Annotated in this window: 10 protein-coding genes and 5 pseudogenes; 7 read left to right on the top strand and 8 right to left on the bottom strand. The window is 57.9% G+C overall.

The annotated features are described in order from the left end of the window. Positions 1-8: 8 nt before the first annotated feature. From KP808_RS04305 to KP808_RS26065, 3 genes and pseudogenes are all read right to left on the bottom strand, one after another. Entirely contained in the window at positions 9-1,274 is a 1,266-nt protein-coding gene (locus KP808_RS04305; protein WP_230017507.1) for a hypothetical protein, read from the bottom strand. A 174-nt stretch (positions 1,275-1,448) separates the two neighbouring features. Beyond that, positions 1,449-1,883: pseudogene (locus KP808_RS26070) on the bottom strand (methyl-accepting chemotaxis protein); the annotation flags it as partial. A gap of 162 nt (positions 1,884-2,045) precedes the next feature. Next, positions 2,046-2,672 (bottom strand): annotated as a pseudogene (locus tag KP808_RS26065) (PAS domain-containing protein); the annotation flags it as partial. Positions 2,673-3,061: 389 nt separating this feature from the next. On the opposite strand from KP808_RS26065, the gene KP808_RS04295 reads away from it, so the two are divergent. Continuing rightward, positions 3,062-4,255 (top strand): GGDEF domain-containing protein, encoded by a 1,194-nt coding sequence (locus KP808_RS04295; protein WP_230017506.1) that lies wholly within the window; start codon positions 3,062-3,064, stop codon positions 4,253-4,255. A gap of 83 nt (positions 4,256-4,338) precedes the next feature. Then, the gene (locus KP808_RS04290; protein ID WP_058400514.1) at positions 4,339-4,776 is read left to right on the top strand and encodes a GNAT family N-acetyltransferase; all 438 of its coding nucleotides are present in this window, start codon (positions 4,339-4,341) and stop codon (positions 4,774-4,776) included. Positions 4,777-4,784: 8 nt separating this feature from the next. On the opposite strand, the pseudogene KP808_RS26060 reads toward KP808_RS04290, so the two are convergent. Next, positions 4,785-5,384, bottom strand: a pseudogene (locus KP808_RS26060) (methyl-accepting chemotaxis protein); the annotation flags it as partial. A gap of 306 nt (positions 5,385-5,690) precedes the next feature. Beyond that, positions 5,691-6,425 (bottom strand): annotated as a pseudogene (locus tag KP808_RS26055) (MCP four helix bundle domain-containing protein); the annotation flags it as partial. Between the two features lie 265 nt (positions 6,426-6,690). Here KP808_RS26055 and KP808_RS04280 point away from each other — a divergent pair. Further along, a complete protein-coding gene (locus KP808_RS04280; protein ID WP_058400512.1) occupies positions 6,691-8,700 on the top strand; it encodes a metallophosphoesterase family protein in 2,010 nt (669 codons plus the stop codon). A gap of 87 nt (positions 8,701-8,787) precedes the next feature. Next, positions 8,788-9,507, top strand: coding sequence for a phosphatidylcholine synthase (gene pcsA / locus KP808_RS04275; protein ID WP_003433808.1), 720 nt, complete (start codon positions 8,788-8,790; stop codon positions 9,505-9,507). A 67-nt stretch (positions 9,508-9,574) separates the two neighbouring features. Here the strand turns inward: pcsA and KP808_RS04270 are convergent, their stop codons facing one another. From KP808_RS04270 to KP808_RS04260, 3 genes are all read right to left on the bottom strand, one after another. Then, the gene (locus tag KP808_RS04270; protein WP_058408036.1) at positions 9,575-10,783 is read right to left on the bottom strand and encodes a sugar transporter; all 1,209 of its coding nucleotides are present in this window, start codon (positions 10,781-10,783) and stop codon (positions 9,575-9,577) included. A gap of 269 nt (positions 10,784-11,052) precedes the next feature. Then, a complete protein-coding gene (locus KP808_RS04265; RefSeq protein WP_002552091.1) occupies positions 11,053-11,487 on the bottom strand; it encodes a thiol-disulfide oxidoreductase DCC family protein in 435 nt (144 codons plus the stop codon). Positions 11,488-11,595: 108 nt separating this feature from the next. Beyond that, positions 11,596-11,940: a zinc ribbon domain-containing protein YjdM gene (locus KP808_RS04260; protein ID WP_032613429.1), complete on the bottom strand. Its 345-nt coding sequence runs from the start codon at positions 11,938-11,940 to the stop codon at positions 11,596-11,598. A 253-nt stretch (positions 11,941-12,193) separates the two neighbouring features. On the opposite strand from KP808_RS04260, the gene KP808_RS04255 reads away from it, so the two are divergent. From KP808_RS04255 to KP808_RS26050, 3 genes and pseudogenes are all read left to right on the top strand, one after another. Next, the gene (locus KP808_RS04255; RefSeq protein ID WP_230017505.1) at positions 12,194-14,215 is read left to right on the top strand and encodes an acyltransferase family protein; all 2,022 of its coding nucleotides are present in this window, start codon (positions 12,194-12,196) and stop codon (positions 14,213-14,215) included. 65 nt (positions 14,216-14,280) lie between these two features. Further along, the gene (locus KP808_RS04250; protein WP_122281331.1) at positions 14,281-14,940 is read left to right on the top strand and encodes an HD domain-containing protein; all 660 of its coding nucleotides are present in this window, start codon (positions 14,281-14,283) and stop codon (positions 14,938-14,940) included. A 119-nt stretch (positions 14,941-15,059) separates the two neighbouring features. Beyond that, positions 15,060-15,818 (top strand): annotated as a pseudogene (locus KP808_RS26050) (MCP four helix bundle domain-containing protein); the annotation flags it as partial. Between the last annotated feature and the right edge of the window lie 39 nt (positions 15,819-15,857).

Raw genomic sequence — 15,857 nt, 5'->3', positions numbered from 1 at the left:
GAAACGTTTCACTCGGCGTTGAGCAGAGGTCTGGTCAAGTTGTACAGCATGGCTTCTGCAGACATTGCCCAATGAAAGATACCGGCCATAAGTGTCGGGCCGGCCTCGATGTCCTTGAACGCAGTGCGATAGCCTGGCGATTGAATGATTGCGTTGCCGGCGAGCAGTGGAACCACCACGATCAGGACCACCGATGCTGCTCTGACGGCGAAAAGCCTCTTCTGCATGAAGGCGCGCTGCTCGACGGTCGACAACAGCAGCCCGACGATATTGAGTGCTCCCATGAAAAGACCGCTCAGCAACGACCAAGGTACGAACCACATGTTTTTGAGGACGCTCAGGCTCTGAGCGCCATGCACATCAGTGCGCGCGACGTCGCTGGCCATGTTGCTGGCGATGCCATTGAGGTACGTGTTGAACTGACTGGGCGTGGCAAGCAGGTCCATTCCCTCTACGTAGAGCGGGCCCAGGACCTGACGCGCCATGCCGCGCACCTGCGCAGTGTTGGCCATCGCCTGACGGCTACGCAGGCCTGAAGGCATCGCCAATGCGTAGTCTTCAGCGCTCGGCTGATCCTGTTGCAGGGCTGCGTTCGGGACGGCAAGCGGCTTGCGTTTATTGCCCGCTACGCCAGAGCGCCGCAAAGCTTCTACCTTTGCGTACTCTCGGGCGATATCGTCAAAGACCGGGATGACTTCCGCTTGCAAACGGCTGTAGAGCCTATCGGCATTGCGTCGGGTATAGCCCTTGAAAACGGTTTGGGCGAAGCCCTGGAAATTGTGGCCAATCTGCTCGACGTACGAGCCCTGAACACTCATGAGTACGCCAAGGTTGGCGATGAAGGCCTTGCCCTCGCCCTTGTCGCGATATTCCTGATAGGGAATGCCGGGTATCTGCACCGAATCGTAGAGCAGACCTTTTTTCGTCACGTAGGCGTAAAGGCTGTAAACCCGCAGATCGGCTGGAAACGCTTCAGCAATCGCGTCCGGGACCACACCCTGGACCCACCAGGTCAGCGGGGCCAGTACCAAGGTACTGAGCAGGATGGAGCGCGTGAGATGCTGCTGATGTCCCCATTTCCCATGGGCCCAGATACACAGGCGCCAAGCGGCCAGGCACACGCTCACAGCAGCAAGGCTCTGCCCGTATATTTCCAGCGCCTGCAGGTTTTTGAGGGGAATATCGGCGCCGGCCTTGTTCAACAACTCTGCGTTGAACAGCAAGCCACCGATCAGGCAAAGAGCATTGAGAACCGTAAGTACAGCAAGCAGCATCCAACCAATCCTTGTCAGAGTGGAACCAGTGATTCACAACACTTGAGTGCGAAGGTGACCACTGACCAACTGCGGGGCATTCTGCCTGCCGTCCAAAAATGATGCCAGAGCTATCAGGTGTTGCCGGTCGTCCGTGCCCTGCAACACCTGAAATACCGCCAGTGACGTCAGCCGCTACTTCAACTGATTGGCAAACCGACCCACGGCGCCCACCACCTGTTTGGCCCCCTCCTGAATCTCGACGATCACAGCGCCTGCCTCATTGGCCAGCAAAAGACCCTGTTCCGCTTGAGTGCGGCTGTTGGCCATGCCGCGTACCGCCTCATCGGCCAGCGACTGGTTTTGCTGCACGACGCTGACGATTTCTTCGGTTGCGGCGCTGGTGCGGCCGGCCAGTTGGCGGACTTCATCCGCGACCACGGCAAAGCCCCTGCCCTGCTCACCGGCACGCGCGGCCTCGATGGCGGCGTTGAGTGCCAGCAGATTGGTCTGCTGGGCGATGCCGCCGATGGTCTGCACAATGGAGCTGATCAACAGGGACTGCTTGCCCAGTGCTTCGATGCCTGAGGAAGCCGACTGCATCTCTTCGGATATCTTGCGCATGGTCTGCACAGTGTTCTGCACCACATCCGCGCCGCGCTGGGCGCTGACGTCGGTCTGCTGGGAGATTTCGAACGCCACGCTCGCGGCCTGGCTGACTTCATCTTCGCGGGCCACTTGATCGGTCACCAGCGTGGCGAACTTGACGACCTTGTAGAGTTTGCCCTGAGCATCATGAACCGGGTTGTAAGTAGCCTCCAGCCAGACCTCACGCCCGCTGCTGTCGATACGCTTGAAGCGCCCTGCGACGAACTCGCCGCGGTTGAGCATCGCCCAGAACTCCCGGTACGGAGCCAGTGAAGTTTCTGCCGGATCACAGAACATGCTGTGGTGCTTGCCCTTGATCTGCGCCAGGTTGTAACCCATGCCACGCAGAAACTGGTCATTGGCCGTGAGCACGTGGCCGCCAAGATCGAACTCGATCACTGCGGTTGAGCGCAGCAATGCCTGAATGAACGCAGAGTTCTCGGCAGCGGTCTCGACGGTCTGGGTGATGTCCGACCCGTAGCATTGCAACGTCACCAATTTGCCCTGGTCATCCAGAACCGGCTGCCACATGGCACGAATCCACACCAGACTGCCGTTGGCGTGCAGAAAACGGTAGTTGTCGATCACCGACTCGCCTTTCTGCACCGCCAGCTTGAGGTTACGGTAGCAATCGAGTTGTTTGACGTAGGACGGCACCATCTGGTCCAGATCCTTGCCCAGCAACTGCTCGGCGGTGTAGCCGAGTGCCCTGAGGAAGTTGTCATTGGCATGGGCAATGCGATTGTTGGCGTCCAGACTCAACGACACCATGCGCGCGTCCATCCCTTTCTGCATTTGCCGATACATCGATAATTCGGCGTGTTGTGCCTGTAATTCCTTTTTCAAGCGAGTGTTGAACATGGCGGCACCAGTAGTGGGTTGTACTTATGTATCGGCATAAGCGTAGACGGGATTAATGCGTTTCGTCTGATGATGGCAGATTGAATTGATGTGGGTTGCCCAGCACATATACCCGCCTCCAGGCCCCCTCATGCGGCTTGCCAATGAATGCCTAAAGCGGCTTGAGCCTGCTGCCATCGCTCAGTCAGCAACAACAGGAACCGCCGGTCGACTTCAAGACCCACACACCACACACTAATAGCACTAAGACATCATTCATGATGTCCTAATATCTCTCGATGTTAATGTACCGGTGTCACATGCTCGTTTCCGCCCTTGAACGCCCCAGCCCTGAAGATGCACAACTCCTTGCGGAGGTTGAGCAGACGATTACTTCAGGTGTGGGTGCGCTGCGCTTCAGCCGTGTGCTTGAGCGACGCTACCAGGCGGAAACCAGGCCACAGCGGCGCGAATTCCTGACGGCGGTGGGGATTGGTGGCAGCCTGATCTACAACCTGTTTCTGATCAGTGACTGGTTGATTCTGCGGGATGTATTTGTCTACGTGGCGCTGGGGCGTCTGTGCCTGATAACGCCGATGTTTATTGTGCTGTTAGTGCTGGCGCAGCGCTTTTCCACTCGCTGGGCAATGGAAACGACCGCTGCGACCGCGACGGTACTGTGCTCGCTCATGCCCATGCTGGTGATGATTCACAGTCAGAGCCCGTATCAAATCTTTTATCAACTGGGCATGCTGTTGATCATGGTCTATTGCACCATGATCCAGCAATTGCCCCTGCGCCATGCAGCCGTCGCGATGTCATGCATGCTGATCATCCAGCTGGTGACAACCTACATTGCCAATTTCGCGGACTTTGTGATCTGGCAGGCCAATGCAGTGCTGTTCGTCTCCACGGTAGCGCTGCTGTTGATGGCTTCGTATTTTCTGGAGCGCGCCAGCCGCATGAGCTACCTGTTCGCGCTTCGCGGACGCCTGCTGCAAGTGCAGTTGATGGAGTTCGCACGCACCGATGGTTTGACCCGCCTGTTCAATCGACGCTATCAGGACGAAGTGATGACCTCGGTCTGGGAACGCGCGCGTAAAACACCGGCGAACGTGGCCATCATCCTGCTGGACATCGATCACTTCAAATCCTACAACGACAACTATGGACACCCACAAGGCGATACCTGCCTCAAGTTGCTCTGTCAGAAAATCCAGCAAAGCGCGCATGAAAATGGAGCCGTGGCGTTTCGCTTCGGCGGTGAAGAGGTTCTTGTTCTGATGAATGGCGATGCCGGACAGGCCAGAGAAATGGCCGACGCCCTGCAGGCCGCTGTCGCGGGGCTCAAGTTACCGCACCCGGTGCTGGGCGAAAGCGCGTTCGTGACTGTCAGCCTGGGGGTCGCTTGTGCAACCGCGCCGCAGACCACTGCCGACCATCTGATCAGCGCTGCTGACAATGCCCTCTACGCCGCTAAACGCGCCGGGCGTAACTGCGTGTGCTTTGCGTGAAATGACGCTTTGCAGGGCCTGGCTTTACCCCACATCCAGGCCGCTTTAAGCTCGTCGCGCAAACTAAGGCTAGGAGCCAGCGCATGAGCGTTCACATTGACGTCAATAACAACCCTACAGAAGAAGATCGCCTGGCGATTCTGGAACCCCTGAAGCGCTTTAACGCCGAGCAGGCGGGTGACGGCAAGGCCGAGAAGGTGGCAATGTTCATTCGCGATGATCAGACCCGGGAAATTCTCGGTGGCCTGCACGCACGCATTCTTTATCAATGGTTGTTCATCGAGCTGCTGGTGGTGCCGGAGCAAACCCGGGGGCAAGGTATGGGCTCGCGTTTGATGCAGATGGCTGAGGACCTTGCGGTCGAGAAAGGCTGTGCGGGAATCTGGCTGGATACCTTCGACTTCCAGGCTCCGGATTTCTATCGCCGCCACGGTTACACCGAGTTCGGGCAGATTGACGACTATCCGCCCGGCAGCAAGCGCTTCTTTTTCCAGAAGCGCCTGCCGGTATCAGCGTCCTGACGCTTGCGTCAGACCTTGAACTTGCCTACCAGGTTGTTGAAGGAAATCGCCAGACGAGACAGCTCCTGACTTGAAGCGCTGGTCTGATGAGCGCCAGCAGCGGTCTGGGTGGAGAGGTCCTGAATGTTGATCAGGTTGCGATCCACCTCGCGCGCAACGTGGGACTGCTCTTCGGACGCGGTAGCAATCAGCATGTTGCGATCGTTGATTTCGGCAATGCTCTGCGCAATGCGCTCCAGCGACTGACCAGTGGCCTGAGCCAGGGATTGAGTATTGCTGGCGAGGGTACGGCTGTTGCCCATGGCTCGCACAGCCTGATCGGCACTGGCCTGCACGCTGCCTATCATGGTTTCGATTTCACCTGTGGACGCCTGAGTACGAGCGGCAAGCGCACGTACTTCGTCGGCCACCACGGCAAAGCCGCGGCCCTGTTCACCGGCGCGCGCAGCCTCGATGGCGGCGTTGAGGGCCAGCAGGTTGGTCTGTTCGGCGATACCACGGATCACGTCCAGCACCTGACCAATCTCACGAACCCGCCCGGCAAGCTCTTCAACCATTGAGGTGGAGCTGCTGATCTCGGCGCTGACGTTGTTGATCGCACTGACCGCATCACGCGCCTGATCACGCCCGGTAGCCGCTTCGGTACTGGTCCGCTTTGAGGCGTCAGAGGTAGACATGGCGTTACGCGCCACTTCTTCGACCGCAGCGGTCATTTCGGTGACCGCCGTGGCAGCCAATTGAATCTCGTCGTTCTGTCGCGTCAGGCCACGGCTGCCTTCTTCGGTAACGGCATTGAGTTCTTCAGCAGCCGAAGCAAGCTGGTCGGCAGCGCTGGAGATCTGTCCGATGGTGCTCTTCAGGCTGTTCTGCATATCACTGAGCGCCGTAAGCATCAGGCCTGCTTCATCACGGTGAGTGCTGACGATCGGCTGGGTCAGATCGCCACCGGCAATGCGCTGCGCACTGACAAGGGCAGAGGAAATGGGCGAACTGATCACACGACTGATAAACAGTGCCAAAAGGAAGGCGGCCACGAAGGCGATACCGATCCCCATATACAGATTGAGATTGGCCGATGATTCTGTTTTTCCAGCGGCGATTGCACCTTCGCCTATCTGACGGTTGTTGGAGCCGACTATGATGTTCAGCTCACCCATCACGGTCAGATAGGCCTTGCGAACGTCGCCTTCGACCAGCGCCCTCGCGGCTGCAACGTCTCCGGAAAAGGCAACAGCCACAGCCCGATCGACCAGCGTCTGATAGACGGGCCAGTCCTTGTCCATCTGATCACCTGCAGCGCGCTCGTCATCTTCAAGCGGTGTCGCACGATAGGTCGCGTAAGCTTTTTCTGCTTCTGCGCGATTGTTTTTCATGCTGGCGAGAACTTCATCCTTCGCGCTTTGCGACGCATCGCTGGCGGCGACCGAAAGCAAGCGATACAAATCACGATTCTGCTCGACAACATTGATGGTGGCCTCGTTGGTTTTCGACACCGACACCAGGTTGTTGGAGAACGCAAGTTTCAGGTTGCTGGCGAGCTCACCGATCCCCCGGCTGGCAACCATGCCCACCGCGAGGGTGATAACCGCGCAGAGTGCAAATGAGATAAACAGCTTGGTGGAAAGCTTGGCGTTGTAGAACCAGTTCATGGAGAAATCTCTAGTTTTAACAGCTGGCTGAGGCTGAGCTGCGATGCTCGAGGACCGGCAGCTTCAGGCTCTGTATAAAAGTGGCTATCGGCAGCATCAAGCACCACTGAAGTGACGCTCATCCGATTGGCCGCCAAGGGCTCAGGGCGACTGGCGCAATGCTTTGAAACAGGCTGAAGGTAACGGCCCAGCGGTGTAACAAGAACTTTCCGCACTGACTGCGTTAGTATTTCCCGCCTACGATCAGTCAGAGCCATGAATCAGGATGCCGTCTTCGCCCGCCGAAAAACGTCCATTACCGTCCATCCTTGCCGGTCCGCTGTTACGCCGCCAGGAAGCCGGCCGCCTGGTACTGTGGCTGGTGGGCTCGCGCCCGCTCAAGCTGACACTGCGTCTGCGTCATGACGTTGAGAATGCAGCAGATGACTTCAACGACCATTCACTGACTGATCAGCAATGCCAGATCGTCGCGGTAGGTCGCCACGCATTCATTCATCTGATCGACCTGCAACTGGAGGCCGAGCTGCCCCTGGACACCTGGATCGATTACGACCTGTTGGTAGATGGCGAACCGGGCGGTATCGCCGAGTGGGCTCCGCATCTGCTGTACGACGGTGCCCGTTATCCGAATTTCGTAGTGCGCAGCAGTATTGATCAGCTCTTGCATGGCTCGTGTCGCAAGCCACATCACAGCGCGGCCGAGGGTCTGCTCTGCGTGGATCGCCTGTTGGCCGACAACCAGGACCCGTTGCAACGCCCTGCGCTGTTGATGATGAGCGGCGATCAGATCTACGCCGACGATGTCGCCGGGCCGATGCTGCGCGCCATTCATGTGCTGATCGAACGGCTGGGGTTGTTCGATGAGCAACTCGACGGTGCGGTAGTCGATGACAGCACCAGCCTTTATGCGCACCCGGCCAGCTATTACCAGCGTGCCGACCTGCTACCCGCCCTGAAAAGCAACGACACGCTGCGTGAGCGGTTCTTTGGTGGCACCAGCAAGCCGGTATTTACCAGCAGCACCGCGGATAACCATCTGGTCACTCTGGCGGAAGTGGTGGCGATGTACCTGCTGGTCTGGTCACCCACGCCCTGGACCCTGATCGAACCCGGCACGCCGCATCTGGAAACCGACGAAGTCGAGCGTTATGCCAGAGAGCAGCAACTGGTCGAGGATTTCACTGCGGGGCTTGAAGGCGTGGCGCGTGCGATGGCTCACCTGCCGTGCATGATGATTTTTGACGACCATGACATCACCGATGACTGGAACCTGTCGGCAAACTGGGAAGAAACCGCGTACGGCCATCCTTTCTCGAAACGCATCATCGGCAATGCCCTGCTCGCCTATCTGCTCTGTCAGGGCTGGGGCAACAATCCTGACGCACTCAATGACCTGGTCCGGCAGGCACATGAACTGAGTGCAGCGGCTGTGCGCAAGGATAACTGGCTGGACAGCCCGTCCCAGGACGCGCTGATCGATCAGTTGCTGAAGTTTCAACAGTGGCATTACGTTCTGCCAACCAGCCCGGCGCTGGTGGTACTGGATACGCGCACCCGGCGCTGGCGCAGCGAATCCAATTTCAATCACCCGTCCGGCCTGCTGGACTGGGAAGCACTCAGTGAACTGCAACAGGAGCTGATCGATCACAAATCGGCGATTATCGTGTCAGCTGCCCCCGTGTTCGGCGTCAAGTTGATTGAGGCGATACAGCGTGTCTTCAGCTGGTGCGGCTATCCGTTGCTGGTCGACGCGGAAAACTGGATGGCGCATCGTGGCGCAGCCAACGTTATTCTGAACATCTTTCGCCACTCCAGAACTCCGGGCAATTACGTGATTCTGTCGGGTGATGTGCATTACTCGTTCGTCTACGAAATCCTGATCCGTCAACGCAGTGGCGGGCCTCACATCTGGCAAATAACCAGCAGTGGCATCAAGAATGAATTCCCCCGTCGTCTGCTGGACACTTTTGATCGACTGAATCGCTGGTTATACTCTCCCCGCTCACCTCTTAACTGGTTCACCAAGCGCCGCCTGATGAAGGTTGTCCCGCGCACGCCCGAGCACAGCAAGGCCGGTGAACGCTTATGGAACTCGGCAGGTGTCGGGCAGGTAATGTTCAATGAACAAGGCCAGCCGACCCTGATCAACCAACTCAATGCCAACGGTGACGCGCCTACCTGTTTCGTCAAACCGCAAGACTACAGAGACGAGCGGTCTGACACAGATCGCGGTTTTCTGGAAAGCAACCGGGAAACAAGGGATAGTCACCGCTAAACTTATCGGCAATTGCCGGGTCGATAGTTGCTACCGGTCAGGTTTGCGGCACACCCTGGCAAGCATTATTTCCTGGAGAGCGCCCCCGTGATAACCAATCAACGCATAGCCAGACTCAACGCCTGGGGCGCGCATGGCTTCACCGCCACCGGCGTCGTCCTTGCGTTCCTGGCTACCATTGCACTATTCAACAACGAACCCAAAGCCTGCCTGCTGTGGCTGGGCGCTGCCCTGATCGTGGATGGCGTAGACGGCTCACTGGCTCGCAAGGTCAATACCACATCGGTACTGCCGCACTTCGATGGCTCGGTGCTGGACCTGGTCATCGACTATCTGACCTACGTGTTCATTCCGGCACTGTTCATCTATCGCTACATACCGGTGCCGGATTACACGTTGCTGCTCAGCGTATCGGTGATCCTGGTGTCGTCGCTGTTCTGCTTCTGCAACGTCGACATGAAAAGCAAGGACAACTACTTTCAGGGCTTTCCCGCCGCATGGAACGTAGTCGCCCTGTGCCTCTACATTCTTTCGCCCGCGCCGTGGCTGACGTTCATCACCATCATCGCCCTGGCATTGCTGACCCTGACCCGCATGAAGTTTCTGCACCCGTTTCGTGTGCGTCGTTTCATGCCGATCAACATCGCAGTTACCACCGTGTGGTTGTTGTCCAGCGCGCTGCTGATCATCAACCACCCGCACAATGGCCCTGTAGTCATGGGCCTGTGGCTGGCGATGTCGGCGTATTTTCTCGGAATTTGTATCTGGAGAACGTCGCTGGAATGGCTGGGCCGGCTTAAAGCCTGACGCCGAGGCCAGAACAAAAAGCTCGCTGATCGCCTTGCACGGTCAGCGAGCTTTTTTTATGTGTGCTCTATTTACTCTCGGCCTGCACCTCGGCAGCAGGCGGGATTTTACCGAAGTAATGCGTCGTAAAGCAGCAAAGCCCCAACCCGCCAAGGGCCAACAGGCCACCGACGATACCGACATTGGCAACCCCGAGATGGCTGCTGACCACGCTGCCGAGCAGCGCACCGCCACCAATACCGATATTGAAGATGCCCGAGAACAGCGCCATCGCCACGTCGGTCGCATCCGGCGCCAGCGAGAGTACACGCGCTTGCAAGGTCAGCCCGAAGCACATGATTGCCATGCCCCAGATAATAGTCAGCGTGCCGAGCGTCGCTGCGTCACCGGAAAGGGGCAACAGCATCAGCAGGCAAACGGTCAGCGTGCCAATGGCGGTGATCAATAGCCCGTTAGGGAAGCGGTCGCTGAACAGGCTGAAGATGATCGAGCCCATGATTCCTGCACCGCCAAAGACCAGCAGCAGAATCGTGGTCATTTCGCCGCTGAGTCGGGACACAGTCTGGGTGAACGGCTCGATATAGCTGTAGGCGGTGAAATGAGCGGTCACCACAATCGCGGTCAGCAGGTAGATCGCCATCAACCGTGGGCGCTTGAACAGGATCGGCAGGCTGCGCAACGAGCCGGAGTTCTGGCTGGGCAGCAAAGGCAGCGCACGAGCCAACAGGAAGACTACCAGCGCAGCAATGCCGGCGATGCCCAGAAAGGTAGTCCGCCAGCCCAGGGCTTCACCCAGCACGCGGCCCAGCGGAATACCCAGCACCATCGCCAGCGACGTACCGGTTGCCAGCAGGCCAAGCGCCTGAACCTGCTTGCCGGGCGGTGCGATACGCACGGCCAGCGACGCCGTGACCGACCAGAACACCGCATGTGCAAAGGCGATACCGACCCGGCTCACCAGCAGGATTGCGAAGCTGGGGGAGATTGCGGAGAGTACATGGCTGACCACAAACAGGCCGAACACGAACATCAGCAACTTGCGGCGCTCGATGTTGCGCGTCGCCAGCATCATCGGCAACGACATCAGCGACACGACCCAGGCATAGATCGTAAGCATCAGCCCGACCTGGGCCGGGGTCATCTCGAAGCTCTGGCCGATGTTACTCAGCAGACCGATCGGCACGAACTCGGTGGTATTGAAAATGAAGGCCGCCAAGGCCAGCGCGAATACGCCAAGCCAGCTACCTGCCTGCTCGTTTGGAGGTGAAGTTATCAAGAATCGCAACGCCCTGAAAATGTTCCGACCCGAAGGCCGATCGCCACGCATGAACACGCACGCCTGACACCTGTATGGAAAACCGCGGCTTGCCCCCACTGAAAAACCAACGCAAAAACGCTCCGCTCGACCTTCTGAATCGGGCGCAGTGTGCAAAGTGGATTATTGTGGATATGGGGAGTGAAGCCAGATGACACGAATTCTACGGACCGCCAGAGTGGATCACAACCCGTACAGTCATGACAGACTTTACAAATGACCGCCGGTCGTCAGCCGTCAAGGAAGCGCTGGCGGTTCTCGGGCGACGGCAACAGACAGTGATCATAGCGCCCGAACAGGCGATATCGGTTGAGCGCGATACGGTTGTAGGCCCAGTCCCTTAAAAAGCGTGGAAAAATACCCAGCACTTTCAGCAGCGGCCACGGCGCAGGCAGCAGCCCCATGATGTGCAGAAAGGCATCCGAGCGTACGAACACCCGATTGTTAACGATGACTGCGATGGTATGAAAATCGTCGAGCGGCAGCCCGGCCCACTTCAGCAATGCCTGCCCTTGCTCCGACTGTACGGCGGCCAAGCGCAGACGCTGGTGCGGATCATGGCGAATCAGAAACTTCACCACACCATTGCACAGTTTGCAGACGCCATCGAACAGCACGACACATTCATCGGGTTTCAGATACGGGGCGGGGGTAGTCGTCGGCACGGTATTCACCTGTTCAGGAAAAACAGCCCTGGCGCGCCCGGAAACATGAACGCCCCGCCAGTCGAAGGACCGGCGAGGCGTTCAGGCTAAAGCCATTGCCCGACAGAATCAAACCTTGCGGACGAACTCGGACTTCAGCTTCATCGCGCCGATGCCGTCGATCTTGCAATCGATGTCATGGTCGCCATCGACCAGACGGATGTTCTTGACCTTGGTACCGACCTTGACCACCAACGAAGAGCCTTTGACTTTCAGGTCCTTGATCACGGTAATGGTATCGCCGTCCTGCAGCACATTGCCCGTGGAGTCCTTGATGACTTTCACGTCGTCGGCTGCATCGGCGCCAGCAGCGTCTGCAGACCATTCATGGGCGCATTCCGGGCAGATCAGCAGGCTGCCGTCTTCGTAGGTGTATTCGGAATTGCATTTCGGGCAGGACGGTAAGCTCACAATGGTTCTCGCATCGAGGAGGGTAAAACCATGCATTATAAAGGGCTTTTCCTGTTTCAGGTGGGAAGAGACTGATCTGTCGTCATAAACCGGCTTCCGACATTGGACAGAAGCGAATACCTGAACTAAAAAATACACCACTCTCTCCTGCAATTCCCTTCTGAACCTTCATCGCCGACGCCTGCGCCCCGCGTTGGCGGTAGCTATTGCAGCGCGCATTTACCGCCTTTACCACTTCCTGTATCGAGCACACTTAATGGGCATTCCTCATAACCCGGCGCTCGCCTATCGACCCGAAATCGATGGTCTGCGCGCGTTCGCGGTGATCCCGGTCATCCTGTATCACGCGGGTTTACCGTTATTCAGCGGTGGATTCGTAGGGGTCGACATCTTTTTTGTGATCTCTGGCTATCTGATCACCTCGATCATTCTTGCGCAGATGCTCAAAGGCAGATTCTCGCTGATCGATTTCTACGAACGGCGCGCCCGGCGCATTCTGCCAGCGCTGTTCGTGATGATGCTGGTCTGCCTGCCTGTCGCGTGGTTGACGCTCGACCCGTCTGACCTGAAATACTTCGCCAAGAGCCTGGTGTCGGTGCCGACCTTCTCATCCAACCTACTGTTCTGGCTGGAAAGCGGCTATTTCGACGCAACCGCTGAACTCAAACCCTTGCTGCACACCTGGACGCTCGCAGTAGAGGAGCAGTACTACCTGTTTTTCCCACCGCTACTGATGCTGGCCTGGAGCATGGGCCCCAAGTGGCTGGTTGTACTGCTGATCGCCGCCGCCCTGACGAGCCTGGCGCTGGCGGAGCTGGGGGCGCGTCATAACGCCAGCACCGCTTTTTATCTGTTGCCTGCACGCGCCTGGGAATTGCTGACGGGCTCGTTCATCGCCTTCTACTTTGCCTGGCGCACGCGTAGCGTCGATAGCGCCAGCCATCTTGATCAGGCGGCGACGCTGCTGGGCATTCTGCTGATCGGTTATGCCGTGGTGTGTTTCGACAGCAGTACACCTTTCCCTGGCCTCAACGCGCTGGTGCCTGTGCTGGGCGCGGCGTTGATCATTGTCTTCGCCAATCGCCAGACCTGGGTCGGCAGAGCACTGAGTTCACGATTACCAGTCCTGATCGGGATGATCAGTTACAGCGCTTACCTGTGGCATCAGCCCGTCTTTGCCTTCACTCGTCAGCGCAGCCTGATTGAGCCGGACCTGTCGCTGATGCTGGCGTTGACCGTGCTCTCGCTGCTGCTGGCCTGGCTGAGCTGGCGCTTCGTCGAGCAGCCTTTTCGCAAGGCCGGTGCATTCAAACGTCGTCAGATCTTCGCCTCGGCAGGCGTTGCTTCGACGCTATTTGTCGCGCTGGGGCTGGTCGGTTATCTCAATAATGGCTTTAGCCAGCGCTTCGCTGTCGATCCGGCGATGCATCAGGCATTTGTCGACCCGCAGATACGCGAAAGATGCGACCGGAACCTTGATAGCCAAGGCTGGAATGTCGATTTTTGCCTGTTCGGCCTTGCCGACAGCAACGTCGTACCGGAGATGGCCCTGTTTGGTGACAGCCATTCCGAGGCCCTGTTATCGACGTTTGACGCCGCCGCGCGGGATTTGGGCAGAACAGTCGCGCATATCGGTCTGGGCGGCTGCCTGCCCTTGCTCGGCGTGGACATCGCCAATGGCAACTACCCTGCCGGGGTATGCGAGACGCTGGCCAATCGCGAGTTTGAATACGTGAAGCAGCGTCAGATCAAAAAGGTCGTGCTGGTGGCACGCTGGACGCTGTACACCGACGGCGATTACGGCGAACGGAAGATGAGCAAGTATTTCCTGACCTCCCGCAGCCACCCGGAAAAAAACCGGGAAACCTCGCGAGCAGTTTTCCGGCAGGCATTTGAAACCACGATAAAGGCCTACCGCGATATCGGCACCGAGGTATTCATCGTCGCGCAGGTGCCGCAGCAATTGATCAATCCCGAGAGCCTCTACTACCGCCTGGCCCGGGATGCCTCGGGCAGTGATGCGCAGAAACTGCAGCGGGTCAGTGAACTGTCGGTGCCAGTCGAAAAACATGCTCTGTTGCAACGCTTCACTCGAGAACTGTTCCTGCACGCCAGCCAGGCGAAGCAGATCAGGTTGATCACCCTGGATGACGCCTTTTGCAAGGACAAGCAATGCCTGATTGGCGACATGAACTCGTACTACAAGGACTTCAATCACCTCAACGCCAAGGGCGCAGGCCTGCTTGCTGGTCAGATCAGCCATATTCTTGACCAGTGACAGGGTTTTATCAGGCGGCATTGTCTGTAATGCTGATATCCGCACAGACGCCCGAGGACCATCGCATGACCGCCGCCAGCTTCGCCCCGTTTCAGGATCTGGCCAGCCTGCTGATCCCGCACACTCATGCAGAGAAAATCGATGGCGCGCACGACGTCTCGCACTTGCTGCGCGTCTGGAAAAACGTCTGCGCTATCCGTGACCGGGAAGGCGGCGATGCCCGCGTACTGATCGCCGCCACACTGTTACACGACTGTGTTTCGGTCGAGAAAGATTCACCGTTTCGCTCCAGCGCTTCGCGACTGGCGGCAGTACGGGCCAGCGAATTGCTTACCGAGATGGGGTGGGACGAAGAAAGTATCGCTGCGGTTGCCCATGCTATCGAAGCGCACAGTTTTTCGGCGGCGATAACTCCGTTGACGCTGGAAGCCCGAATTCTGCAGGACGCCGACCGCCTGGACTCTCTGGGCATGATCGGCGTAGCTCGAACCTTTTACGTATCGGGGCGGATGGGCAGACAGCTTTACGAACCGAACGACCCGCATGCCAGCCAGCGCCCGCATGACGACATGAACTTCGCCGCCGACCATTTTCATACCAAGCTGCTGCACCTCGCCGACAGCTTTCAAACCGATACCGGGACACAGATGGCGAAGATCAGGCACGACCGGCTGAAGCGCTTTCTGGATGAACTGATGGAGGAAATCGGTGCGCCCAAGCCATGAGTGCTTGCCTGTTTTCAACATAAACATCAGATGTCACAAAGACATCACACAACTGCCCTATAAACGGCTCTCCGAGAAGGTCTGTGTGTTTATAGGGGTTGTGTGCCGTGAAAAGATTTATGCCTCGTTTCCTGCGTCGGCAAACCACAAGGCCAACACTATTGCGCCGCTTCAGGATCACCCTGCGTTTGGTGATCTGTTTCGGTATCACTTCCCTGCTGATGGTCGCGCTGGGGGCTTTCTGCCTGCTGCAGATGCAGGAGATCCGCAATCAGGGCGAAGCCGTTGAGAGTGGAGCGCTGCCCAGTATCGCCATGGCCGATGCCATCGCCATCGGCCTGGTCAAACTGCGCAGCGAGACCACCCGGCTGATCGCCAATGCCGACGATCCGGGTGCGGTCATCAACAGCAAGATCAATGTCGAACAGCTCAAGAACGAAGTCGAGAAAGGTTTCTCGGAATACCTTGCGCGCGTTCAATCGGGCACTGAACATGACTCTATCGTCGCCTTGCAGGATGCCTATAAGGCGTTCATGCCCGGCTTGCAGGATCAGATCACGCTGATCGAGCAGAACAAGCTGGACGAGGCCAGAATGCTGGCCAATACCATGCTCGCGCTGCAAGGCGACCTTATGGACATGCAGGTGCAGTTGCTGCGCGAGCTGAACAAACAGAGCGCTGCCGCCGCCGTAGAGTCAGCAGGCACCCGCTACGAGCAGGCACGAATCATTGCGCTGAGCGTCATCGCCGTCGTGTTGGCTCTGACCCTGCTGCTGGCCTGGCGGCTGAGCGTCAGCATCATTCACCCGGTCCGCCAGGCTTTACACATTGCCAGCACCATTGCCGATGGTGATCTGACAGAGCACCGGATACCGGATGGCAAGGACGAGACCGCGCAGTTGCTGATCACGCTGGGG

This window comes from Pseudomonas savastanoi (assembly GCF_020917325.1).
GTDB classification, from domain to species: Bacteria; Pseudomonadota; Gammaproteobacteria; order Pseudomonadales; family Pseudomonadaceae; genus Aquipseudomonas; species Aquipseudomonas amygdali.
This window is presented reverse-complemented; position numbering and strand designations above follow the sequence as displayed.